This is a genomic window from Stutzerimonas chloritidismutans, assembly GCF_051486945.1.
GTDB lineage: Bacteria > Pseudomonadota > Gammaproteobacteria > Pseudomonadales > Pseudomonadaceae > Stutzerimonas > Stutzerimonas chloritidismutans_B.
In genome coordinates this window covers 1,444,581-1,467,286 of the sequence record NZ_JAHVDX010000001.1, presented here as the reverse complement: position 1 = coordinate 1,467,286, position 22,706 = coordinate 1,444,581, and the positions used below count along the sequence as shown (strand labels likewise).

The 22,706-nt window shown below is 62.3% G+C and carries 20 protein-coding genes; 12 read left to right on the top strand and 8 right to left on the bottom strand.

Features of this window, described 5'->3' with window-relative positions; genetic code table 11:
• Positions 1-220: 220 nt before the first annotated feature.
• From secA to KXR72_RS06645, 7 genes are all read left to right on the top strand, one after another.
• Complete coding sequence (secA, locus tag KXR72_RS06675) at positions 221-2,956, top strand: preprotein translocase subunit SecA (protein WP_437420290.1); 2,736 nt, start codon at positions 221-223, stop codon at positions 2,954-2,956.
• Between the two features lie 108 nt (positions 2,957-3,064).
• Positions 3,065-4,282 carry a bifunctional glutamate N-acetyltransferase/amino-acid acetyltransferase ArgJ gene (argJ, locus tag KXR72_RS06670; protein ID WP_437420289.1) on the top strand — a complete coding sequence of 406 codons (1,218 nt, stop codon included), beginning with the start codon at positions 3,065-3,067 and terminating at the stop codon, positions 4,280-4,282.
• A 93-nt stretch (positions 4,283-4,375) separates the two neighbouring features.
• Positions 4,376-5,332, top strand: coding sequence for a Nudix family hydrolase (locus KXR72_RS06665; RefSeq protein ID WP_437420288.1), 957 nt, complete (start codon positions 4,376-4,378; stop codon positions 5,330-5,332).
• A 182-nt stretch (positions 5,333-5,514) separates the two neighbouring features.
• On the top strand, positions 5,515-6,078 hold the full coding sequence (ahpC, locus tag KXR72_RS06660) for an alkyl hydroperoxide reductase subunit C (RefSeq protein WP_046162591.1): 564 nt from the start codon (positions 5,515-5,517) through the stop codon (positions 6,076-6,078).
• Between the two features lie 140 nt (positions 6,079-6,218).
• A complete protein-coding gene (gene ahpF / locus KXR72_RS06655) occupies positions 6,219-7,781 on the top strand; it encodes an alkyl hydroperoxide reductase subunit F (RefSeq protein ID WP_437420287.1) in 1,563 nt (520 codons plus the stop codon).
• Positions 7,782-7,973: 192 nt separating this feature from the next.
• Positions 7,974-9,101 (top strand): DUF3182 family protein, encoded by a 1,128-nt coding sequence (locus KXR72_RS06650; RefSeq protein WP_437420286.1) that lies wholly within the window; start codon positions 7,974-7,976, stop codon positions 9,099-9,101.
• Positions 9,085-9,861, top strand: a complete 777-nt coding sequence (locus tag KXR72_RS06645; RefSeq protein ID WP_437420285.1) for an alpha/beta hydrolase family protein — start codon at positions 9,085-9,087, stop codon at positions 9,859-9,861. The genes KXR72_RS06650 and KXR72_RS06645 overlap by 17 nt, the downstream gene beginning before the upstream one ends.
• Here KXR72_RS06645 and KXR72_RS06640 read toward each other — a convergent pair.
• From KXR72_RS06640 to KXR72_RS06620, 5 genes are read right to left on the bottom strand one after another with little or no spacing between them, the layout of a single operon-like run.
• Entirely contained in the window at positions 9,858-10,880 is a 1,023-nt protein-coding gene (locus KXR72_RS06640) for an ion transporter (protein WP_437420284.1), read from the bottom strand. The two genes, KXR72_RS06645 and KXR72_RS06640, sit on opposite strands and share 4 nt — an antisense overlap.
• The gene (locus tag KXR72_RS06635) at positions 10,873-11,457 is read right to left on the bottom strand and encodes a cob(I)yrinic acid a,c-diamide adenosyltransferase (RefSeq protein WP_437420283.1); all 585 of its coding nucleotides are present in this window, start codon (positions 11,455-11,457) and stop codon (positions 10,873-10,875) included. The genes KXR72_RS06640 and KXR72_RS06635 overlap by 8 nt, the downstream gene beginning before the upstream one ends.
• A gap of 14 nt (positions 11,458-11,471) precedes the next feature.
• The gene (locus KXR72_RS06630; protein ID WP_437420282.1) at positions 11,472-13,487 is read right to left on the bottom strand and encodes an ATP-binding protein; all 2,016 of its coding nucleotides are present in this window, start codon (positions 13,485-13,487) and stop codon (positions 11,472-11,474) included.
• 43 nt (positions 13,488-13,530) lie between these two features.
• Positions 13,531-14,442, bottom strand: coding sequence for a putative 2-dehydropantoate 2-reductase (locus KXR72_RS06625; protein WP_437420281.1), 912 nt, complete (start codon positions 14,440-14,442; stop codon positions 13,531-13,533).
• On the bottom strand, positions 14,442-15,407 hold the full coding sequence (locus KXR72_RS06620) for a response regulator (protein WP_437420280.1): 966 nt from the start codon (positions 15,405-15,407) through the stop codon (positions 14,442-14,444). Before KXR72_RS06620 ends, KXR72_RS06625 begins: the two co-directional genes overlap by 1 nt.
• Positions 15,408-15,555: 148 nt before the next feature.
• On the opposite strand from KXR72_RS06620, the gene KXR72_RS06615 reads away from it, so the two are divergent.
• On the top strand, positions 15,556-16,035 hold the full coding sequence (locus KXR72_RS06615; RefSeq protein WP_437420279.1) for a YajQ family cyclic di-GMP-binding protein: 480 nt from the start codon (positions 15,556-15,558) through the stop codon (positions 16,033-16,035).
• A 93-nt stretch (positions 16,036-16,128) separates the two neighbouring features.
• The gene (locus KXR72_RS06610) at positions 16,129-16,953 is read left to right on the top strand and encodes a mechanosensitive ion channel family protein (RefSeq protein WP_437420278.1); all 825 of its coding nucleotides are present in this window, start codon (positions 16,129-16,131) and stop codon (positions 16,951-16,953) included.
• Between the two features lie 41 nt (positions 16,954-16,994).
• On the opposite strand, the gene KXR72_RS06605 is transcribed toward KXR72_RS06610, so the two are convergent.
• Positions 16,995-18,701, bottom strand: a complete 1,707-nt coding sequence (locus KXR72_RS06605; RefSeq protein ID WP_437420277.1) for an AmpG family muropeptide MFS transporter — start codon at positions 18,699-18,701, stop codon at positions 16,995-16,997.
• Between the two features lie 34 nt (positions 18,702-18,735).
• A complete protein-coding gene (locus tag KXR72_RS06600; RefSeq protein WP_437420276.1) occupies positions 18,736-19,104 on the bottom strand; it encodes an MGMT family protein in 369 nt (122 codons plus the stop codon).
• Positions 19,105-19,293: 189 nt separating this feature from the next.
• On the opposite strand from KXR72_RS06600, the gene KXR72_RS06595 reads away from it, so the two are divergent.
• Positions 19,294-20,298: a DUF481 domain-containing protein gene (locus tag KXR72_RS06595; RefSeq protein WP_437420275.1), complete on the top strand. Its 1,005-nt coding sequence runs from the start codon at positions 19,294-19,296 to the stop codon at positions 20,296-20,298.
• A 62-nt stretch (positions 20,299-20,360) separates the two neighbouring features.
• Here the strand turns inward: KXR72_RS06595 and KXR72_RS06590 are convergent, their stop codons facing one another.
• Positions 20,361-21,119: an SDR family oxidoreductase gene (locus KXR72_RS06590; protein WP_437420274.1), complete on the bottom strand. Its 759-nt coding sequence runs from the start codon at positions 21,117-21,119 to the stop codon at positions 20,361-20,363.
• A gap of 91 nt (positions 21,120-21,210) precedes the next feature.
• On the opposite strand from KXR72_RS06590, the gene KXR72_RS06585 reads away from it, so the two are divergent.
• Together KXR72_RS06585 and KXR72_RS06580 are read left to right on the top strand one after the other, a co-directional pair.
• The gene (locus tag KXR72_RS06585) at positions 21,211-21,915 is read left to right on the top strand and encodes a HugZ family protein (RefSeq protein WP_437420273.1); all 705 of its coding nucleotides are present in this window, start codon (positions 21,211-21,213) and stop codon (positions 21,913-21,915) included.
• 115 nt (positions 21,916-22,030) lie between these two features.
• Entirely contained in the window at positions 22,031-22,495 is a 465-nt protein-coding gene (locus tag KXR72_RS06580; RefSeq protein WP_437420272.1) for an FxsA family protein, read from the top strand.
• The last annotated feature ends 211 nt before the right edge of the window (positions 22,496-22,706 follow it).

The window sequence follows — 22,706 nt, the reverse complement described above, 5'->3', positions numbered from 1 at the left end:
CCGCCGTGGTCGTCCGTGCCAGTCACGAGGCGGCAAGGCTGCGTTTCGGGTTGCGGTTGAAATTCGCCAAGATGCCCGCACATTTGCTCCCTGGTGCCTGCACAGCTGCGCGGTAGGCACGCTTTCCTCCCTGGCGTTTCCGAGTAGAATGCCCCCTTTGCACGTTCCGTGGTGGCCCCGCAGGCGTGCCTCCATCCTCAGCATGGAAGTATTTGTCGATATGTTTGCGCCTTTAATGAAGAAGCTCTTCGGTAGCAAGAATGACCGCGAGGTCAAGCGCATGCTCAAGGCGGTACAAGCCGTCAATGCGCTCGAAGAGCAGATGCTTTCGCTTTCCGATGAGCAGTTGCGAAGCAAGACCGAAGCGTTCAAGGCCCGCCTTGCCCAAGGCGAGACGCTCGATCAGATCCTTCCAGAAGCCTTCGCGGTATGCCGCGAGGCGGGTAAGCGCGTGATGGGGATGCGGCACTTCGACGTACAGCTTATCGGCGGCATGACGCTCCACGAGGGCAAGATTGCCGAAATGCGTACCGGTGAAGGCAAGACGCTGGTAGCGACCCTGGCGGTCTACCTGAACGCGCTCGCCGGCAAGGGTGTACACGTGGTCACGGTGAACGACTACCTGGCCCGTCGCGACGCCAACTGGATGCGTCCTTTATATGAATTCCTGGGTTTGACAGTAGGCATCGTCACGCCATTCCAGCCGCCCGAAGAGAAACGCGCCGCCTACGCTGCCGACATCACGTACGGCACCAACAATGAGTTCGGTTTCGATTACCTGCGCGACAACATGGCGTTCAGCCTGCAGGAAAAGAACCAGCGCGAGCTGAACTTTGCGGTGATCGACGAAGTCGACTCGATTCTCATCGACGAGGCCCGTACGCCGCTGATCATCTCCGGGCAGGCGGAAGACAGCTCCAAGCTGTACCAACAGATCAACCAACTGATTCCGCTTCTCAAGCAGCACATCGAAGAAGAAGAGGGCGTCGTTACCCAGGAAGGCCACTTCACCATCGACGAGAAGACTCGCCAGGTCGAGCTCAACGAGTCGGGCCACCAGTTCGTCGAGGAAATGCTGACGCGTGCCGACCTGTTGGCCGAGGGTGAAAGCCTCTACTCGGCTCATAACCTGGGGTTGCTGACTCACGTCTATTCCAGCCTGCGTGCGCACAAGCTGTTCCACCGCAACGTCGAGTACATCGTGCAGAACAACCAGGTCCTGCTGATCGACGAGCATACCGGCCGGACCATGCCGGGGCGGCGGCTCTCGGAAGGTCTGCATCAGGCGATCGAAGCAAAAGAAGGTCTGCCGATCCAACCGGAAAGCCAAACGCTTGCGTCCACGACCTTCCAGAACTACTTTCGCCTGTATAAGAAGCTGTCGGGCATGACCGGCACCGCCGACACCGAAGCCTTCGAGTTCATGCAGATCTACAACCTGCCGGTAATGGTCATTCCGACCAACAAGCCGCTGGCGCGCAAGGACTACAACGACCTGGTCTACCTGACCCAGGAAGAAAAATTCGCCGCCATCATTGCCGACATCAAGGACTGCCAGAACAACGGCCGGCCGGTGCTTGTCGGGACCGCGACCATCGAGAGCTCCGAATATGTTTCGCAACTGCTGCAAACGGAAGGCATCGAGCACAAGGTGCTTAACGCCAAGCACCACGACAAGGAAGCCGAAATCATCGCGCAGGCCGGTCGCCCGGGTGCGGTGACCATTGCCACGAACATGGCCGGCCGCGGGACGGACATCCTGCTCGGCGGCAACTGGGAGGTCGAAGTCGCGGCACTCGAGAACCCGACCGACGAGCAAGTCGCTCAGCTCAAGGCTGACTGGCAAAAACGTCACCAGGCCGTACTCGAGGCCGGCGGTCTGCATGTAATTGCCTCCGAACGGCACGAGTCGCGACGTATCGACAACCAGCTGCGCGGCCGCGCCGGTCGCCAGGGCGACGCCGGCTCCAGCCGTTTCTACCTGTCTCTCGAAGACAGCCTGATGCGTATCTTCGCCTCGGACCGCGTGAAGAATTTCATGAAGGCCCTGGGAATGGAGTCGGGCGAGGCGATCGAACACCGGATGGTCACCAACGCCATCGAGAAGGCCCAGCGCAAGGTCGAGGGCCGCAACTTCGATATTCGCAAGCAATTGCTCGAGTACGATGATGTCGCCAACGAGCAGCGCAAGGTGATCTATCACATGCGCAACAGCCTGCTCAGCGCCGAAGAGATCGGCGAGACCATCAGCGAGTTCCGCCGCGAGGCGCTCGACAACGCCATCAGCCAGCATATCCCGCCGCAGTCGCTGCCTGAGCAATGGGATATCGCCGGGCTCGAGGCTGTGCTCTACAGCGACTTCGGTGCGCGCCTGCCGGTCCAGCAGTGGCTCGACGAAGACGAAAAACTCTACGAGGAAACCCTGCGCGAGCGCATCCTCGAGGCGCTGGTCGAAGCGTATAAAGAGAAAGAAGAGCTTGCGGGGGCCGAGGCGCTGCGCACCTTCGAGAAGCAAATCGTCCTGCGTGTGCTGGATGATCTCTGGAAAGATCATCTGTCGACCATGGACCACCTGCGCCACGGCATTCATTTGCGTGGTTATGCGCAGAAGAACCCCAAGCAGGAGTACAAGCGCGAGTCTTTCGCCCTGTTCCAAGACCTGTTGGAGTCGATCAAGCGGGACAGCATCCGCGTCCTGTCCCACGTGCAGGTTCGCCGGGAAGACCCGGTCGAGGAAGAGCAGCGCCTGCGCCGCGAGGCCGAGGAACTGGCGCGCCGCATGCAGTTCCAACACGAAGAGGTCTCGGCCCTGGAGCCGGTCGACGAGGCCGAGCAGGATGCCGATGTGGCCACGGCTGCGGCACCTGCACGGGCGGAGCAGAAGATCGGCCGCAACGAGCCCTGCCCTTGCGGCTCCGGTAAGAAGTACAAGCATTGCCATGGGCAGGTCCAATAAGCGGACACGTCCTGTTTGACCCACGCCGCGACCGGCACTGCCGCTCGCGGCGTTTTTCGCCCTGTTTTCCGGTGGTGTGAGCCACCCATTTCCTCGAGGAGCGTAACGATGGCCGTCGGTCTTGGTCCCTTACCTACCCTGCATCCTGTGCCTGGCTTCGAACTGGGCATCGCATCGGCCGGCATCAAGCGCCCCGGGCGCAAGGATGTCGTCGTGATGCGCTGTGCCGAAGGCTCGACCGTCGCCGGGGTATTCACCCTCAACGCGTTCTGCGCCGCACCGGTGATCCTTGCCAAGCAGCGTGCAGGCGAGGGTGTTCGTTATTTCCTGACCAACACCGGCAACGCTAATGCCGGCACCGGTGAGCCGGGCATGCAAGCGGCGATTCGCAGTTGCGCCAGTCTGGCCCGCCTTGCGGGCGTCGAGGATAAGGCTGTCCTGCCGTTTTCCACCGGCGTCATCGGTGAATTGTTGCCGGTGGAGAAGATCGAGGCGGCGTTGCCGGCAGCTCTCGCCGACCTGGACGAAAATCACTGGGCTGACGCCGCGACGGGCATCATGACGACCGATACGCTGCCCAAGGGCGCGAGCCGCCAGTTCCAGCATGATGGCGTGACGGTCACCGTGACGGGTATTTCCAAGGGGGCTGGCATGATCCGGCCGAACATGGCGACCATGTTGGGCTACATCGCGACCGATGCGAAGGTTGCGCAAAATGTGCTGCAGGAATTGGTACGCGATGCGGCGAACAAGTCGTTCAACCGCATCACCATCGATGGCGATACCTCGACCAACGACTGCTGCATGCTCGTTGCGACCGGCCAGGCGGCGCTGCCTGAAATCAGCGAGGCCAGCGGCGCATTGTTCGAAAAGCTCAAGCAAGCCGTGTTCGAGGTCAGCATGGACGTGGCGCAGTCCATCGTTCGAGACGGCGAAGGGGCGACCAAGTTCGTTACCGTGGTCGTCAACGGTGGTGAAAATCATCAGGAGTGCCTTGATGTCGGCTATGCCGTCGCGCACTCGCCGTTGATCAAGACCGCATTGTTTGCCTCCGATCCGAACTGGGGACGCATCCTGGCAGCGGTAGGGCGTGCCGGTGTTCCACAACTGGATGTTAGCCGGATCGACGTTTTCCTGGGGGACGTCTGCATCGCGGCGCAAGGCGGGCGTTCGCCGAGTTACACCGAGGAGCAGGGCGCCGCAGTCATGGCTCAGGAGGAAATCCAGATCCGCATCGAACTGGGTCGCGGCGACTGCAGCGAGACGATTTGGACAACCGATCTGTCCCACGAATACGTTCGGATCAATGCCGAATACCGGACCTAATCCGAACCTGCCGCACGAACCAAATGGAGCCGGTTGACGATCCTGTCACCGGCGCCGCGCCCACTTCCAGCCTTCCTCCACTTCTGAGCGCCCATGTCCCGCCTCCACGTTGCCGCTGCCGTCATTCGCTCCGCCAATGGACAGGTGCTGATCGCCCAGCGCCCTCTGGACAAGCACCAGGGCGGTTTATGGGAATTTCCCGGTGGGAAGGTCGAGCCGGGGGAGTCCGTCACGGTTGCTCTGGCGCGCGAGCTGGACGAGGAATTGGGCATCACGGTGACCGCGTCGCGGCCGCTGATCCAGGTCCGCCACGATTATCCGGACAAGCAGGTCCTGTTGGACGTTCACGAGGTGCTCGCCTTTACCGGTGAGCCGCATGGGGCGGAAGGCCAGCCGCTGGCTTGGGTCGCGCCCGATGAGTTGCCGCGCTATCCGTTTCCTGCCGCGAACCGACCGATCATCGCGGCCGCACGGCTGCCGGACCGGTATCTCATTACGCCGGATCTCTTAGCGCCGGATGCTTTGCTGGCAGGCGTGTCTACGGCGCTGGATCAGGGTATCCGGCTGGTTCAGCTGCGTGCGCCGTCGCTGCCCTTGGCTGAATACCGTGCCCTCGCCGCACGGGTAACCGCGTGCTGTGCTGGGCGAGCGCTGGTGATGCTCAAGGGCCCACTCGACTGGATCGACGATTTCCCCACTGCCGGTTGGCACCTGACATCCGAGCAGCTGCGACAGTTTGCCGCTTCGCAAAGGCCGGTCGAGCCGGGGCGCTGGCTCGCAGCGTCATGCCATGATGCAGCGGAGTTGGAAATGGCGGCGCAAATCGGCGTCGACTTCGTCGTGCTGTCGCCGGTCTTGAATACGGCGTCGCATCCTGATGCCAAACCCCTGGGTTGGTCCTGCGCTGCACAATTGCTTCTCGGATTTCCGCAGCCGGTTTATCTGCTAGGCGGCCTGAGCGAGACCGATCTGACGCAGGCCAGGGCGATCGGAAGCCAGGGTGTTGCGGCCATTCGAGGGCTCTGGCCTGAGACCTCAGCGCGGTTGTGAATGCCGGGGAAGCTTCGGTGAATTCCTGTTCGATCATGCTGTCGCAGCGTGTGCGGCGAAGATTTCATACGGATCGGATAGTCAAAAGCTATCGGAGCAATTCCGTCAATCAATTACCTTATTTAGAATCTTGCGCTATCGTAGGCACCCGTTGAATTTCTAAATCCCACAGGAGTTAGTAGATGTCTCTGATTAACACCCAAGTCCAGCCGTTCAAAGTCAACGCTTTCCACAATGGCAAGTTCATCGAAGTCACCGAAGAGTCCCTGAAGGGCAAGTGGTCGGTGCTGATCTTCATGCCGGCAGCCTTCACCTTCAACTGCCCGACCGAGATCGAAGACGCTGCCAACAGCTACGCTGAGTTCCAGAAGGCCGGTACCGAGGTGTACATCGTCACCACCGATACTCACTTCTCCCACAAGGTTTGGCACGAAACCTCTCCTGCGGTCGGCAAAGCTCAGTTCCCGCTGATCGGTGACCCGACTCACCAGCTGACCCGCGCGTTCGGCGTGCACATCGAAGAAGAAGGTCTGGCCCTGCGTGGCACCTTCCTGATCAACCCGGAAGGCGTGATCAAGACTGTGGAAATCCACTCCAACGAAATCGCTCGTGACGTCAGCGAAACCCTGCGCAAGCTGAAAGCTGCCCAGTACACCGCTGCCCATCCGGGCGAAGTTTGCCCGGCCAAGTGGAAGGAAGGCGAAGCCACTCTGGCTCCGTCCCTGGACCTGGTTGGCAAGATCTAAGACAGGCCTAGCGTGGCGCTGCGATCGTTCGCAGCGCCTCTGCACTGTCGGCGGATCGAGTAGGTCCGCAATCGAACGCCTGGACGCGAACCGTCCGGGCGTTTTACTTACCGAAACCCGAAAGAAGGGGCCCGCTGCTCATGTTGGACACCAATCTCAAAGCGCAACTGAAAACCTACCTGGAAAAGGTCACCCTGCCATTCGAGATCGTTGCGTCCCTCGGTGAGGGCGCCAAGTCCGAAGAAATGCTCGGCCTGCTGCAAGAAATCACCAGCCTGAGCGACAAGATTACTCTGCGCACCGACGGCAACGATGTCCGTAAGCCGTCGTTCGCGCTCAACCGCATCGGCGGCGACATCAGCCTGCGTTTTGCCGGCATCCCGATGGGGCATGAGTTCACCTCGCTGGTCCTGGCACTGCTGCAGGTCGGCGGCCATCCGTCGAAAACCGCGCCGGAGATCATCGAGCAGATCAAGAGTCTCGACGGCGAGTACCACTTCGAAACCTACTTCTCGCTGTCTTGCCAAAACTGCCCGGACGTCGTCCAGGCGTTGAATTTGATGGCCGTGCTCAATCCGAACATCCACCACGTCGCCATTGACGGTGCGTTGTTCCAGGAAGAAGTCACGGTTCGCCAGGTCATGTCCGTACCGAGCATCTACCTCAATGGCGAGCTGTTCGGCCAGGGCCGCATGGGCGAGGAAGAGATCCTGGCCAAGCTGGACACCGGCGCTTCGGCACGTGATGCGGAGAAGCTGAGCGCCAAGGATGCCTTCGACGTGCTCGTTGTAGGTGGCGGACCTGCAGGTGCTGCTGCGGCCATCTACGCGGCGCGCAAGGGCATCCGCACCGGGGTTGCCGCCGAGCGCTTCGGCGGTCAGGTGCTGGACACCATGGCCATCGAAAACTTCATCTCGGTCAACGAGACAGAAGGTCCGAAACTGGCCCGCGCGCTGGAAAACCATGTACGCGAATACGACGTCGATATCATGAACCTGCAGCGCGCCGCCCAGCTGATCCCAGCCTCAAGCGAAGGCGGCCTGCACGAGATCAAGCTGGAGAACGGCGGTTCGCTGAAAGCCAAGACATTGATTCTCGCGACTGGTGCCCGGTGGCGTGAAATGAACGTGCCCGGCGAGCAGGAATACCGCGCCCGTGGCGTTGCCTACTGCCCGCACTGCGACGGCCCGCTGTTCAAGGGTAAGCGTGTAGCAGTCATCGGCGGCGGCAACTCCGGCGTCGAAGCAGCTATCGATCTGGCTGGCATCGTCGCTCAAGTGACGCTGCTCGAGTTCGATAGCCAGCTGCGTGCCGATGCCGTGCTGCAGAAAAAGCTGCACAGTCTGCCCAACGTCACGGTGATCACCAGCGCGCTGACCAGCGAAGTGCATGGCGACGGCCAGAAAGTCACCGGGCTGACCTACAAGGACCGTAACTCCAGCGAGTTCCACCAGCTTGAGCTCGAAGGCATCTTTGTGCAGATCGGCCTACTGCCCAACTCCGACTGGCTCAAGGGCACCGTGGAGTTGACGTCGCGCGGCGAGATCATCGTCGATGCACGTGGCGAGACCTCGCTGCCCGGCATCTTCGCAGCGGGCGACGTGACTACCGTGCCCTACAAGCAGATCGTCATCGCCGTCGGTGAGGGCGCCAAGGCCTCGCTGAGTGCCTTCGATCACCTGATCCGCAGTTCGGTTCACTGAGCACAGCGTGAGCGAATGGGGAGCCTATGGGCTCCCCTTTTTGTATCTAGCGCCTGTCAGGACGAAGGATAGATAGCGTCGCAACGGGGTCTACCGAGTGTACCGGCCTGCCATCGGGCCGGTCAGCACGAGCGACCAGCGCGGCCCAGCCTCGCATCGCACCTGTACATGCAGTCCATGGGGCGAAGCAATATGACCAATGCGGACAAACCGCAGGCTGCTCGTGGAGCAGCCGTAACCCTGGCCAGCCGTACGCGGGAACCGCAACACGAGGCGGTCGTCCACGAACAGCTGGCGCGCAAACTCGCCATGCTTCAGGGCATGGAGTTCCTGGGGGCCTTCGATCCCGACGTCCACTATGGGCGGCCGTTGTATTTCGTACCGTCCGGCACGCTTGTCGGGACGGACGACGCACGCAAGCTCGGGCTCGACGATGAACACGACCTGTTCGGCGGCGTAGTGCCGCAGGCGTTCGTCGAGACCAAGGTCATCACCCATCCTTTGGTGCGGCCGGATGCCGATGCGCCCTATGGCTGGTCACGGGATTTCGCCGAGCGGGTCAGGGGCAGCGTATTGCCTGGCTACAGTGTTTTCTCGCTGGCGGACGCGCGTGAAGCTGGGCGGCGGTTGCTGCCCGAAGGGCCGATCCGATTGAAACCGGTAGGTGCTACGGGCGGCCGTGGGCAGGAGCGCATCGACAATGAGCTGGCGCTGGATCAGGCGCTGGAGCGCGTCGATGTCGCCGAGTTGGAACAGCGAGGGCTGGTGCTGGAGGCCAACCTCGAGCACGTCACCACCTTCAGCGTCGGGCAGATTCGCACCGCTGGGCACACCCTGAGCTATTACGGCACGCAGCGCCTGACCACCGACAACGCCGGTGAGATGGTCTACGGTGGGTCCGACCTGTTCGTAGTGGATGGAGGCTTCGATGCGTTGCTGGCGGTCGACCTGCCTGAACGCACTCAGCTTGCCGTCGCTCAGGCGCAGGAGTACGACGCGGCAGCATCGGCGTGCTTCCGCGGCTTCTTTGCATCCCGGCGTAACTACGATATCGCTCAGGGCATCGATGGCCGTGGGCGTGCTTGCTCGGGCGTGCTGGAGCAGTCCTGGCGCATTGGTGGCGCGAGCGGTGCCGAAATCGCTGCGCTCGAAGCGGTCATCGAAGGGGCCCACGGCCTGGTTCACGCGTCCACGGTGGAGGTGTATGGCGAGCAGGAACGAGTGCCGGCCGGTGCCACTGTGCTGTTTCGTGGCGAGGATCCCGAGGTTGGCTTCATCACCAAGTACGTAACGGTAGAGCGCGATGGCAACTCAAAGTGAATGCGTGGACATCCTGGTGGATGGCGAGCACATCGCCGGCACTTTTCTGTCACCTCCGACGAAACTTCCCGGTGTGCTTTTCGTGCATGGCTGGGGGGGCAGCCAGGAACGCGATCTGACTCGCGCCCGGGGCATCGCCGGGCTGGGCTGCATTTGTTTGTCGTTCGATCTGCGCGGCCATGCCCTGACGCTGGCGCAGCAACAGACGGTGACACGTGAGCAGAACCTCAACGATCTGCTCGCCGCCTATGACTTGCTCGCACAGCATCCGAATATCGATCCATCCGCGATCGCCGTGGTCGGCACCAGTTACGGCGGATATCTGTCAGCTTTGCTCACAGCGCTGCGCCCGGTTAAATGGCTCGCGATGCGCGTGCCGGCGCTGTATGCCGACGACGATTGGCAAGTGCCGAAGCGCATGCTGAGCCGGGACCGCCTGAATGAGCTGCGCGCCCGCCGTGTGACGGCGGAAGAAAACCGCGCGCTGGCTGCCTGTGCCGCGTTCCGAGGCGATGTCCTGCTGGTGGAGTCGGAGCACGACCACTTGGTGCCGCATGCGACCATCATGAGCTACCGCGCAGCGTTCCAGCAGACGCATTCCCTGACCCACCGGATTATCCTGGGCGCCGACCATGCGCTCACCAGCGAATGTTGCCAGAAGGCCTACACGGGCATCCTGGTGAACTGGGCTACGGAGATGGTCGTCGGGGCGCGCCTGGACCAAGGCGAAGGGGCGAAAGCCGCGACAAGCCTGCGCTAGCGGGGTGTCGGCGGCTCGACGGGGCCAACGAAACGGCTCCAGCGCCTATCCAAGACCTGCTGCTTGAGCACTTCGATAATGTCGACCAAGAGTTCTTCGAGTGCCAGGTCGGTTGTGTCGTCCTGATAGACCCAGGCCTCGAAGCATTCATCCGCTAAATTCCGCGCCAGACGCTGGAACTGGGCGCTTTGTAGCCCATCGGCGGCGCCCTGGATCAGGCGGGCAGCGATATCCGCCAGCGCATCGTCGAGCGTGTCGGCAACCCGCCCGCCTAAGGGCAACCGACGCAGGCCGGCCACTTCGGGGTTGTTCGCCAAGGCTTGGTGGATGAGGCCACCCACGTAACCTTCGATGGCGCCTCGGTTATCGCGGTAGCCGCTTTCGAGCATGGCGTGCATACGCCGCGACAGGTCGTTGAGCAGGCGTTCCTTTCGGGGGCGTACTACATCCTCAAGTAGCCGACGCGAGAGGTCATCGCTGGCGCCGATCTCCTGTTGCATCCGGCTAAACAGGCGCACCATGACCCGGTCGGCCAGTTCCTCCAGCACGAGTACGTAGTACCGGCGAACGACGCCGTAGATAGCCCACTTGCGCATGTCGATCAGCCCGAGGCGCTGCAGGCGGATCAGCAGGCTACCGACGCGCAGTACACGCAACCAGCGCAGCCCGGCCAGCGGAATACAGCCGAGCACGTCGTACCAGTGGGCGAAGGGGTAGTAGTACCAGCGCGCATAGCGACGCTCGAACAGCGCAATGGTCCAGCCGAGCAGCACGTCCAGAATGAAGATGGCGACAAAGGCCAGGTCGATGTGCTGGAAATTCCGGTGAATCAACGCCTCGTAGCGATCGTGCAAATTCGGCAGCCACGTGGCGAACAGCTCCCGCAGGGGCGTCAGTGCAAACAGGCTGTCAAACAGGATCAGACCCAGATTGATGCACACCAGCAGGACGATGAACGCTTCCCAGCCGGCATGCAGCCCATCGAGCCTGCGCTGGCGAGCCCTAGCCTGATCAGGCATCGGCAGGGGCACTGGCGGCATGCCAAAGAATTTCGGCGCAGCCCTGGCGACGAGCGATCAGGCGTGCCACGACGAAGAATAAGTCCGACAACCGATTCACATAGGCCAGGCCGACCGGCCGCAGCGGCTCGACGGCATTGAGCTGCTGGCAACGGCGCTCACAGGTCCGCGCCACGCTGCGGCAGAGGTGGGCGAGGGCGATCAGTCGAGAGCCGCCTGGCATGATGAAGTCTTCGAGCGGCCCTAGCTCGGCGTTCCAATGGTCAATGGCCGACTCCAAACGGGAAACCTCGGCCTCGTTCAGCGCCTTGTACTCCGGCATGGCCAGTTCGCCGCCGAGGTCGAACAGACGGTGTTGGCAAGGGCTGAGAACTTCGATCAGCTCGGCCAGCGCAGGCCACTGCGCTTGCGCCTCGGCGAGCTCGGCCAACAGCAGGCCCAACTCGCTGTTGAGCGTGTCGATTTCACCCATGGCTTCGATGCGCGGGTGGTCCTTCGGGACGCGGCGGCCATCGGCCAGGCCGGTCTGCCCGGCATCCCCGGTGCGGGTGTAGAGCTTCGAGAGGCGGTTACCCATGGATCAGTCCTTGTCTAGCTGTCGGTGGCTTCGGACGGCGAGGTCAGCGGCAGGCGCAGGGTGAATGTCGTCCCCTGGTCTGGCCGGCTCTGCACTTCCATCTGCCCCTTATGGTTGTTGGTAATGATGAAATACGAAACGGAAAGCCCCAGTCCGGTTCCCTGGCCGACTTCCTTGGTGGTGAAGAAGGGTTCGAAAATCCGCTTGCGGATGTGCTCGGGTATGCCGCCGCCGTTGTCCTCGACCTGAATTTCCGCCCAGGGGGGATTCAGGCGCGTGCGCAAGATGATTTGGCCCTGCGCGCGTTCCGGTTTCTGATGGATCGCTTGCGCGGCGTTCTTCAATAGGTTGAGCAGCACCTGCTCGAGTTCGTTGCCGATGCACGGCACGCGATCGACCTGAGGGTCGAAGTCCCGCACGATGTCGATGGCGCGAAAATCGAAGCCTTCGATCAGGGCGAAGTCGTTGCCGGCGATCTCCAGCGCCTGGTCGATCAGTACCGGTAGCTGGCAGTCGGCGAGCTGGCGGTTGCTCAGGCGGCTGAAGCTCAGCATATGGCTGACGATCTTCGCCGCGCGCGAGCCGGCCTGTTGGATGCCGTCGAGCAGTTGCGGAATCTCGCGACGCTGCAGGTACTGGTTCACCGCGTCGAGCAACACGCCGGTTTCGTCGGCGGCTTCACGGTTGCGTTCGAGGTCCGGCGAAAGCCGCCGGCGAATGTTCTGGGCGTTGTGCAGAATGGCGCCGAGCGGGTTGTTGATCTCGTGCGCCATGCCGGCGGCGAGGCTGCCGACCGAGAGCATCTTTTCTGACTGCACCATGATTTCTTCCATATTGATGCGCTCGGTGATGTCGTCGATGCGGATCACCACGCCGCGCCCGCCGCCACCCATTAGGGGGTAGAGCGTCAGGGCGAAATGCCGGGGTTCCTCGTTGACGGTCCAGGTGACGCGCTCGACTTTCTCCACCTGATGCCGTTCCGAGGTCCGACGGATCTGCGTGAGAAAGGGCTTCAGCGGCTCGAAGGCGATGAATACCGGCTGGTTCAGTGCGTCATCCAGCGAGGTACCGGAAAGCACGCTTGCCTGCTGGTTCCACTGGGTGACGTAGAGTTGCTCGTCCAGGGCGATGAGCACAGAGGGCATCGAGTCGATGATGCTGTTCAGGTAGTTCTGAAACCCCGTGAGTTTCTTTTCGATCTTGCTGCGCACCTGGACTTCCAGCTCCAGTTTGCGGTTGGAGTGGCGGGTTTCCTCAGCCAGCCCCTGGGCATGATCGAAGGCTTCCTGGGCGTCGTCGCGTGCCCGCTTGAGCTGCTGCTCACGGGCTTCCATGCGTGACAGCATGGTATTGAAGGCATCGGCCAGCCGCCCGATTTCGTCCTGGCTTCGGGCGGCGGCCCTCAGGGAGTAATTCTCTTCACGCGTGACCTGTCGGGAGAGCGACTCCAGGTCGCGGATCGGTCGGGTAACGAATTGGCGTATCTGCCGTGCGACCAACAGCCAGAGCAGCAGGCTAGCGAGCAGAATCGCCAGGCTGGCGGTCAGTGTGCCGGTGTAGAACGCGCCTGGTAGCTCGCTGCTGGCGACCATCAGCAGATGCCCGGGCGGCCCGTCTGGTTGCGGAAGTTCGACCAGCAGGTTGGCGCGCATTTCAGTCTTCTGCCATTCAGGCAGGCCCTGAAGGCGCTGCGGAAGGTGGAGGGAATCTCCGCGGTAGAGCTGGCCGAGGCTGTTGCCGGCGCTGTCGTAGATGACCGCCGCACGCAGGGGCGCATAGTCGTCGAGCTTGCGCAGCAGTGCGTTTGCCGCGGCCTGCGATTGCAGGGCGCGCTCGCTCAGCTCCGGTGTCGCGAACAGGGCGCCGAGCGTGTGCATCGCCTGGGGGGCGACACTCTGGCGCGAAATCCAATACGCCGCGCTGATGAAGGCCAGGTTGGACACCAGCAGCACGGCGGCCAGCAGCACCAGCAGGGCGATCAGCAGTTTGCGGCCGACGGGCAAATTTTCGAGGCGTTGGCGCAAGGTCATGGCGGGGCACGGTGGAGGAACCTTCCCGCAGGGTAGCGGTGCCTCAGTCGGCCGGCAATCCGAGCTGGCGTAGCCGTGCCTGCAGACGAAGAAGCAGGGCGCTGCATCTTGGGGCCGGGATGCCATTCTGTGTCGCGGCTTGGCACATCTGGGCAAGCAGATAGGCGATCTCGGTGCGTCGACCGTTGGTCACGTCCTGATGCATCGATGAATAATTCTGCGCCGTTTTCTCGATGACCACGAATACGTCCGCTTCGAGCCCTCGGGCCGCATCGGTTTGCCCGCACGCCTGCAGGATGCGTTCGAACTCGACGCAGAGCGCGTGCAGCTCGTCGCGGTGGGCGAGCAGTGCGCCGTTGCGGCAATCATGCAGGACCGTCAGCGGGTTGATGGCGCAGTTGAGGGCCAGCTTGCGCCAGAGCCGTGTGAGGATCGTGTCTGTCCACTGGTAGGGGATGCCGGCTACGTCCAGGTCGCTTAACCAGTGCGGCGGTGCGGGGTCGCGCGGGTCACCCAGCCAGTTTTGCCCGAGCCCGGCATGCACGATCTCGAACGCATCACGCCGATAGGCGCCCTCGGTGCCGGACACCATGATGCATCGCTGCGCGGGCCAGCGCTGCGCAACGGCCTGCTGGCTGCCTATGCCGTTCTGCAGCAGCAGAATCTCGCTGCCTTCATGCAGGCGCCCCGAAACGGACGCTACGGCCGCCTCGGCATCGTAGGCTTTGCAGGCCACCAGGAGCCGGTCGATCGCGCCGGCTGAATCTGGTAGTTCCGCTGGCACCGCCAACCGCTGGCTCACGCCTGCTTCGACCAGCCGAAGGCCACCGGCAATCGTGTAAGCAGCGAGCCGTTGCTCGTTGCGCAGGATAAGGCGGGTGGCAATGCCTGCACGGTGCAGGCGCCCGGCCCAGAGGCAGCCCAGGCTTCCCGCGCCCAGCACGTGCCATGTCATCAGGACGGGTGCTTGAAGCGGTAGGGGACGATGCGCCCGGTGGTGTAGGCATCCGCCAGCAGCGACTCGGCGCGCTCGGTGAGTTGGCGCCCGTCGACCGGCAGGGCGCTGGCGTCCAGGCTGACGAGCCCGACACCGGCCTTGATGGAAATAAACCCTTCGCTGGTCTTGAATGCCTTGAGGTTGAGCCCTTCGTGCAAACGTTTGAAGCTGCTCGGCGAGCAGGCTTTGAGGTCTTCGATCATGGTCAGCAGGCCGAAGTGGTGATCGTCCAGGCGCGTGAGCGTGTCAAGCGGACGCACCAGTTGCTGCAGCCGCCGGGCGACGCCGCGCAGCAACTCGTGGTGGAACGGGTCTCCGTAGCGCTGCCGTTGAGCCTCGATCTCGGGCAGACCGATCAGCAGGTAGCAGAGCGCGCCGCCGCGGCTTTCGAGCTGGCGCAGGCTGTCGCCGAGTCGCTGGTGTAGATAGCGGGCGTTGCCGAGGCCGGTCACGGCGTCGATCAGGTTGCGCTGCTCGAGGCTGGCGATGTTCTGAGTGAGCAGGCGATTTTCCTGCATCAGGCGTTGGAACGAGCCGCAGATGCGGTCAGCAGCATAGACGCGCGGGACCAGCTGCTCATTCATGGTGGACTTGCTGATGAAGTCGTCGACTCCGCGGTCGAAGGCGTGGCCAAGCACGTCGGGGCCGTCTCGGCCGGTGAGCAGGACGATGTAGGTGTAGTGATCGGTCATCTCGTCCTGCTGACGCACTTGTGCCGTCAGTTCGAGCCCATCCATTTCGGGCATGAGCCAGTCGGCGAGCAGAACGTTGGCGGGCCGCTCCTCGATCAGCTTCAGCGCGGCGCCGGCGCTGTTGGCGAAGCGTACGTCCTCATAGCCTGCCTTGGTCAATGCGCGGCCGATCATGACGCTGGAAAACTTGGCGTCATCGACGACCAGGATGCTGAGTTGGGGGTTAGGCATGCGATGCTCGGTGGGGGTAGCAGCCTAAACGCATTCGGCGGCCGGGTTGTCAACGTGAAGCAGTTATAATGATGGCCCATTTGAACCGTCAAGCTACGCGCGCTGGATCACAGCATAGCGCCGTCATATCAACCAATGGAGGAAGCCCATGCCCTCGTTCGACGTGGTGTCCGAGCTGGACAAGCACGAAGTGACCAACGCCGTCGACAACGCCGTCAAGGAACTTGACCGGCGATACGACCTTCGCGGCAAAGGCAGTTTCGAGTTCAAGGAACTGACCGTCACCCTGACCGCCGATGCGGATTTCCAGTTGGAGCAGATGCTCGAGATTCTCAAGCTGAGCCTGGTAAAGCGCAAGATCGATATCCAGTGCCTTGAAATAAAGGACGCCTATCCTTCCGGCAAGATGGTCAAGCAAGACGTCGTGCTACGCGAAGGCATCGACAAGGAGTTGGCGAAGAAGATCGTTGCCTTCATCAAAGATGCCAAGCTCAAGGTGCAGGCTGCCATTCAGGGCGAGCAGGTGCGCGTCACGGGCAAGAAGCGTGACGACCTGCAGGAAGCCATCGCGCTACTGCGCAGCAAGGACCTGGGCATGCCCCTGCAGTTCAACAACTTCCGCGACTGATCCCCTCCGGCTCCCCTGGGGAGCCTTTCCGTTCGAACCGCTGCGCATCCGCCTGCCCGTGTGTGCTCGGTTGTTTCAAGGAGACTTTTACTGATGGATTTGAGTGTCGATTACCTGGTCGATCTTTCCGAGGCCTGGCTACCGATCGTTCTTCAATATGGCGCCCAAGTGGCTCTGGCGCTGGTCACGTTCCTGATCGGCTGGTGGCTGATCAACGCGCTCATCGGCAAGGTGGGCAGCCTGCTCAAGCGGCGCCAGATCGATCCGTCCCTGCACGGTTTCATCGAGAGCCTGGCGGGCATCATCCTCAAGGTGTTGCTGCTGATCAGCGTCGCCTCGATGATCGGTGTCGAGACCACCTCGTTCATCGCGATGATCGGTGCGGCGGGCCTGGCGATCGGCCTGGCGTTGCAGGGTAGCCTGGCCAACTTCGCGGGCGGCGTGCTGATCCTGATTTTCCGCCCGATCCGCGTCGGCGAGTGGATCGAAGCCCAGGGCGTGGCGGGCACCGTGGATTCGATCCAGATCTTCCACACGGTGCTCAAGACCGCCGATAACAAGACCATCGTCGTCCCCAACGGCAGCCTGTCCAACGGGCACATCACCAACTATTCACGCGAGCCGCGCCGGCGTGCGGACATCAATGTTGGCATCGACTACAGCGCGGATATCAAGCTGGCCCGCAAGATCCTGCTCGAGCTAGCGGAAGACGAGCGGGTTCTGCGTGATCCGGAGCCGGTGGTATTCGTGACCGGCCTGGGCGACAGCTCGGTCAATCTGTCGCTGCGTGTGTGGGTGGCCACTGGTGATTTCTGGCCCGTGACCTTCAGCTTCACCGAGCGGCTGAAGGAGCGTTTCGACGAGGCGGGCATCGGCATTCCGTTCCCGCAGCGGGTGGTGCACCTGGTGCAGAGCTGAAACCGCGAACATGAAAAAAAGCCGGCAATGCCGGCTTTTTTTCATGGTGAAGATTGCTCGGTGCCGGGTAGCGGCGCACTCGCTTGAGGCGGGTTGCGGCTACGCGACCATTGCCACGCAATGAGCACCAGTGTCGGCACGCCGAGCAGCGCCGTCACCAGGAAGAAATCGCTGTAGCCCAGGTGTTCGACCATCACGCCGGAGTAGCCGCCGATCAGCCGGGGCAGAAGTAGCATCAATGAGCTCAGCAGGGCGTATTGAGTCGCCGAGAACTTGAGATTGGTCAGGCTCGACAGGTAGGCGACGAAGGCCGTCGAGGCCAGGCCGCCGCTGAAGTTGTCGCAAGAGATAGTGACGATCAGCATGTTTAGGTTGGCGCCCATGCCCACCAGCAGCACGAACATCAGGTTGGTCGCCGCCGAGGCCACACCGCCGAGAAAGAGGATCGGCAGGATGCTGAACCGGACGATCAGCAAGCCGCCAAACGCAGCCCCCAGTAGTGTCATCACCAGGCCGAACAGCTTACTCACACTGGCGATTTCATCCTTCGAAAAGCCCTGGTCGATGTAGAACACATTGGCCATCACGCCCATGACCGTGTCGGACATCCGGTAGGTCGCGATCAGCCCGAGCAGCAGCAAGGCTTGCCAACGGTAGCGCAGGATGAAATCGGTGATCGGCGTCAGCACCGGCCCCATGAGGATGCGCCCCGGTGCGGATAGGCAACCCCAGACGATCAGCAGGTACATGGTTCCGCGCGGCCAGTAGCCACCCCAATAGGATTGGAACATGCCGCCCGTGGCGACCAGCAGAATGATCAGCAGGATCACCGAGACGGCCTGATGCACGAAATCGAAGTGCAGCGGGCGTTGTCGCTGTTTCGCCTGGCCGAGCATCTGGCGAACGGGCACCAGCAGGCTGCGGCCCGCCGGGGACAGCGAACCGACGATGAACAACAGGTAAAGCGTGGCGCGTGGCCAGGCCTGGGCGATCAGTGCATTGATCAGTGCCGGCACCGAAATCAGCAGCACCAGCAGCAGGCCTACCGCGGCCAACTGATGATTGAAGCTGTAGCGTGAAGGCTCGCTGGGCAGTGGCACGCCAGCGTCCGGTTCGGGAATCAGCAGGCTGGTCAGCAGGCCCGGCAAAATCAGCAGCGCGAAGACGATATAGGTCGTGGTCCAGGCCGACTGGCTGTATTGAAGGTTGCTCGAACCCAGCCATTCGGCCAGGAACAGGGCGCCGGCGCTGGCTAGCAGCATGGCGATGCGGTAGCCGGTCATGTAACTGGCGGCGAGCGTCGCCTGCAGCTTGTCCTCGGCGATTTCGAGCCGGTAGGCATCGATGGCGATGTCTTGGGTGGCCGAGGCGAAGGCGACGGCCACGGCCAGCGCGATCAGCATGGTCAGGCTGGTTTGCGGGTTGCATAGCGCCATACCGACCAGCCCGACCGCAATGGCCGCCTGCGATAGGACGAGCCAGGAACGCCGCCGGCCCAGCTTGCCGATCCAGGGCAGCCGCCATTGATCGAGCATCGGTGACCACACCCACTTGAAGGCGTACGCTAGGCTGATCCAGCTGGCGAACCCGATGGTTTCCCGGGAAACCCCAGCCTCGCGTAGCCAGACCGACAAGGTGGAAAACACCAGGATCGCGGGAAGACCGGCGGCGAACCCGAGGACCAACAGGGTTAGCGAGGCGGGGCTGGCATAGGCGGCCAGTGCGGCACGCCAGGTTTCACGGGACATGGGCAAATCGGGCATGGGCAAGTGAACGCGCACTCTACCCGCTGTGCTCCGGCGAATGCCAGCCGTGTCGACGTATGTCGACGCGGCCATTGACGACCATCACTCCCTCGGCGCGAAGCCGTGCGCGCTGCTCGTCGCCAGCCGCGCTGCCGGCTGGCAGACTCAGCCGCCCGCCGGCACCCATCACGCGATGCCAGGGCAGGCGAGTATCGTCTGGCAGCTGCGACAGCACACGTCCGACCCAGCGAGCCGCGCGACCGAGGCCGGCCATGGCGGCAAGTTCGCCATAGCTGGTGACGCAGCCTTCAGGGATCTGCGCCAGCACCAGATACAGGGCAGCCCGGCGGCTCTCGGCATCAAGAGGGTGCAGCGCGTTTGGGTGCCGCTCTTCGTTGGCTTTCATCATGTGCATCCGCTGGTGAGCCGGCATCGGCCGGGCGTATCGGCAAAGCTTCGGCCATGCTCGGTTCGTGGGCAAGCAGGGGCTGGATGGTGTGCAGGCGGCTCCGTTCAGCGGTCTGCCCTTGTTGTCCGCGAGCGCATCAGGATAATGGCAGGCTTTCTCATTTAGCCCTCTCGCAGACCTCCCAAGATGTTTCCCAGAACCCTGCTTTGCGTAGCCCTGTCGACCCTGACCCTGCCGGCACTTGCCGATACCGTATGGCTGAAGAATGGCGACCGTTTGACCGGCAAGATCAGCGTGCTCGACGGTGGCAAGCTGCTGATCGAAACCGAATACGGCGGCTCCATCCCCGTGAAGTGGAGCCAGGTAGCGACCCTGGAGAGCGACCAGCAACTGCTGGTCAAGCAGGATGACGTGACCGGTGAGGTCGCGAAATCCCTTCAGGCTGCCGATGACGGCAAGGTCACCCTGACCAATGGTGACGCGCCGCGCACGGTCGCGTTGAAGAGCATCACCCAGATCATCCATCCCAAGCCGCTGATTCAAGATCTGACCTGGAAAGGGAATGTCGACGTCGCAGTGGATTACAAGCGCGCCGAAACCGACACGGACGACTACGACATCGCCTTCGACACCTCGGCCCGTCACGGCCTGTGGCGGCATAACGGCAAGGGCAGTTACAACCGTGAATACCGTGACGGCGTAACGGCCACCGACAACTGGGACGCTGAGTACGCGCTCGACCGTTTCATCGACGAGCATTGGTTCTGGCAGGGGCGGCTACAGTACAAGCGTGACAAGATCGAGGACGTGCGCCGCCAGCGCACCATCGGTACCGGTCCCGGTTATCAGTTCTGGGACAACGAGCTTGGCGCGTTCTCGCTGGCGTCGCTGCTCAACCGCAGTGACTACGAATTTGCCAGCGGCGAAAAGGAAGACTTCTACTCGCTGGCAATGAAGTGGGACTACAACCGCTACCTCGTCGGCAAGACGTTCGAGCTGTTCAGCCAGGGCGAGATCGGCAAGCCCCTGGAAAACGTCGCGGATTACGAACTCGATGCGGCCGTCGGCCTGCGCTACAAAGTGACCGACTGGGCGTCCCTTAATATGAAGGCCGAGAAGGACATCGTTAGCGGCGCTGAGAGCGACCTCGACGAAACCCGCTATAGCATCGGCTTCGGTATCGGCTGGTAAGGCTGGCTGAAACGAGAAGGGGCGCTGGTGGCAAGCGCCCCTGCTCGATCAATTGCCTGTCATCACAAGCGCAGCCCGCCGTCGAGCTCCAGGATGCGTCCGGTGAAGTAGTCATTCTCGAAGAGGTAGGCGACCGAGTGGGCAATCTCCATCGGCTTGCCCAGACGTTTCAGCGGGATGCCCGCCGCCATCTTCTCCAGTGCTTCGGGCTTCATGCTGGCCACCATCTCGGTCTCGATGAAGCCGGGCGCTACGCCTGCGACACGAATGCCATATCGAGCCAGTTCCTTTGCCCAGACGACGGTGTCTGCTGCGACGCCTGCCTTTGCGGCTGAATAGTTAGCCTGGCCCATGTTGCCGGCGCGTGAGATCGACGAGATGTTAACGATTGCGCCCGGGCGCTTCAGCTCGATCATCTTGGCTGCGACCTCCCGCGTGCAAAGGAATACGCCGGTCAGGTTCACATCGATCACGGCCTGCCACTGAGCCAGACTCATCTTCGACAGCTCGCCATCCTTGACCTTGACAGTCAGCCCGTCGCGCAGGATTCCAGCATTGTTGACCAGGCCGTCCAGTGCGCCGAAATCCTCGCTGACCCGTGCAACCATTTGGCTGACCTGTGCTTCGTCGGCCACGTTGCATAGATAAGCACGGGCGTCACCACCGGCCTGCTTGCAGGCGGCCACCGCGTCGTCCAGTCGCGCCTGGTCCAGATCGACCAGCGCCACTTTTGCCCCTTTGGCCGCGAGATATTCGCCCATGGCGCGGCCGAGCCCCTGGCCGCCCCCGGTAATGATGATGACCTTGTCGTCGAGCTGCATGTGATCTCCTGCTGTCGAGGCGCTCGCGACGCCGCGAAGTCGAATCGGTATGCTGGTGCGACCCAGTCGCGACCCGCCCCGAGGAGCCTCCGTGAGCGCAGAAGCCACCAAGCATGCCCGACTCTTGTTGCTCAAGGAATACCGCGGCGTGCTCTCCACGCACTCCCATGCCTTGCCAGGATTTCCCTTCGGTTCGGCCGTACCCTATTGCCTCGACGAGGCCGGTTGGCCGCTGTTGCTGATCAGTCGGATCGCCCAGCACACCCGCAATCTGAAGGCCGATCTGCGCTGCTCGCTGCTGGTGGGGGAGCGCGGCGCCGAGGATGTGCAAGCGGCTGGTCGATTGACCGTGCTGGCCGAGGCTCGACAGCTTGAGAGTGCGTCTGCCATCGAAGCCGCCGCCGTGCGCTACTACCGATACTTTCCCGAGTCGCGTGATTATCACCGCGCGCACGACTTCGATTTCTGGTGCCTACAGCCGGTGCGCTGGCGTTTCATCGGAGGTTTCGGTGCCATCCATTGGCTTGACCAGGTCGCGTTGGCCAATCCGTTTGCCGGTGAGAGCGATCTCGAGCGCGGCATGATCGAGCACATGAACGCCGACCATGCCGCTGCGATTGCCCATTACGTCCGGCAGGCCGGCCTGCCGACAAGCGAGCCAGCACAGTTAGTGGGCATCGACAGCGAAGGCTTTCACCTGCGCATCGGCCAGGCCATCCACTGGTTGGCGTTTCCCGAGCCATGCAGGAACCCTGGTGCTGTGCGCCAGGCGTTGGTATCGATGGCACGCGCCTGATCGAACGAGGCACCAATAATTCGTTACAGGGTGGGTGCGGTCATGGGTTGAATCCGCTCCCACTCGACGTCATCTACACCACTTCGGAAGCCGTTCTTCCGCCAAAGGATCTTCGATGCGTATCTTCCTGCTTCTGTTTCTGCTCTTTCCGATCGCCGAATTGGCCGTGCTGATCAAGGTCGGCAGCGCTATTGGGGTGCTGGCGACCCTACTATTGCTGGTCATCAGTGGCATGGCCGGCATCCTGTTACTGCGTCTGGCCGGCTTCGCCACGGCCTGGCGCGCCCGCGAGCGACTCGCACGTGGCGAACTACCAGAGCAGGAAATGCTCCAGGGCCTGATGATGGCGGTCGCCGGTGGGTTGTTGTTTTTGCCAGGATTCATCAGCGACGTGATCGCGCTGCTGGTGCTGTTTCCGCCGACCCGCCGCTTTTTTCTGGGCATGGTCGGGCGCCGTATCGAGCTCCAGGCGCAGCGCCGCCGCGCCTTCGAGGATGACCTGCGCCAGCGAAGCGGCGAGCAGCCGGCCAACCAGCGTCCGAATGTGATCGAAGGGGAGTGGGAGCGCCGCGACAAGTAAGAAACGAGGCGATCGATCAAAGGGATGCTCCAGCATGCCTTTTTCGTTTCTCAATGAAAAAAATCGCGACTCGCCCCTTGAATTCATTTTGCCCGCCCGCATGTAGCGGACACCGAAAGGTCGCTGTCGCGATTTGACAGTCCGTCTTCCGCGGCTCGCATTGCGGGCCGCAACCGGCACCGCCGGATTTGCCCAACCCGCCGATGCATGA

What these genes read in the sequence shown, in the direction of transcription:
- KXR72_RS06650 (WP_437420286.1), top strand. Translation starts at nt 7,974, where the DNA reads ATGACCAATGCGGACAAACCGCAGGCTGCTCGTGGAGCAGCCGTAACC.
- KXR72_RS06610 (WP_437420278.1), top strand. Translation starts at nt 16,129, where the DNA reads ATGGATTTGAGTGTCGATTACCTGGTCGATCTTTCCGAGGCCTGGCTA.
- KXR72_RS06605 (WP_437420277.1), bottom strand. Translation starts at nt 18,701, where the DNA reads ATGTCCCGTGAAACCTGGCGTGCCGCACTGGCCGCCTATGCCAGCCCC.
- KXR72_RS06635 (WP_437420283.1), bottom strand. Translation starts at nt 11,457, where the DNA reads ATGGGTAACCGCCTCTCGAAGCTCTACACCCGCACCGGGGATGCCGGG.
- secA (WP_437420290.1), top strand. Translation starts at nt 221, where the DNA reads ATGTTTGCGCCTTTAATGAAGAAGCTCTTCGGTAGCAAGAATGACCGC.
- KXR72_RS06590 (WP_437420274.1), bottom strand. Translation starts at nt 21,119, where the DNA reads ATGCAGCTCGACGACAAGGTCATCATCATTACCGGGGGCGGCCAGGGG.
- ahpF (WP_437420287.1), top strand. Translation starts at nt 6,219, where the DNA reads ATGTTGGACACCAATCTCAAAGCGCAACTGAAAACCTACCTGGAAAAG.
- KXR72_RS06630 (WP_437420282.1), bottom strand. Translation starts at nt 13,487, where the DNA reads ATGACCTTGCGCCAACGCCTCGAAAATTTGCCCGTCGGCCGCAAACTG.
- KXR72_RS06665 (WP_437420288.1), top strand. Translation starts at nt 4,376, where the DNA reads ATGTCCCGCCTCCACGTTGCCGCTGCCGTCATTCGCTCCGCCAATGGA.
- KXR72_RS06600 (WP_437420276.1), bottom strand. Translation starts at nt 19,104, where the DNA reads ATGAAAGCCAACGAAGAGCGGCACCCAAACGCGCTGCACCCTCTTGAT.
- argJ (WP_437420289.1), top strand. Translation starts at nt 3,065, where the DNA reads ATGGCCGTCGGTCTTGGTCCCTTACCTACCCTGCATCCTGTGCCTGGC.
- ahpC (WP_046162591.1), top strand. Translation starts at nt 5,515, where the DNA reads ATGTCTCTGATTAACACCCAAGTCCAGCCGTTCAAAGTCAACGCTTTC.
- KXR72_RS06580 (WP_437420272.1), top strand. Translation starts at nt 22,031, where the DNA reads ATGCGTATCTTCCTGCTTCTGTTTCTGCTCTTTCCGATCGCCGAATTG.
- KXR72_RS06640 (WP_437420284.1), bottom strand. Translation starts at nt 10,880, where the DNA reads ATGCCTGATCAGGCTAGGGCTCGCCAGCGCAGGCTCGATGGGCTGCAT.
- KXR72_RS06625 (WP_437420281.1), bottom strand. Translation starts at nt 14,442, where the DNA reads ATGACATGGCACGTGCTGGGCGCGGGAAGCCTGGGCTGCCTCTGGGCC.
- KXR72_RS06620 (WP_437420280.1), bottom strand. Translation starts at nt 15,407, where the DNA reads ATGCCTAACCCCCAACTCAGCATCCTGGTCGTCGATGACGCCAAGTTT.
- KXR72_RS06645 (WP_437420285.1), top strand. Translation starts at nt 9,085, where the DNA reads ATGGCAACTCAAAGTGAATGCGTGGACATCCTGGTGGATGGCGAGCAC.
- KXR72_RS06595 (WP_437420275.1), top strand. Translation starts at nt 19,294, where the DNA reads ATGTTTCCCAGAACCCTGCTTTGCGTAGCCCTGTCGACCCTGACCCTG.
- KXR72_RS06615 (WP_437420279.1), top strand. Translation starts at nt 15,556, where the DNA reads ATGCCCTCGTTCGACGTGGTGTCCGAGCTGGACAAGCACGAAGTGACC.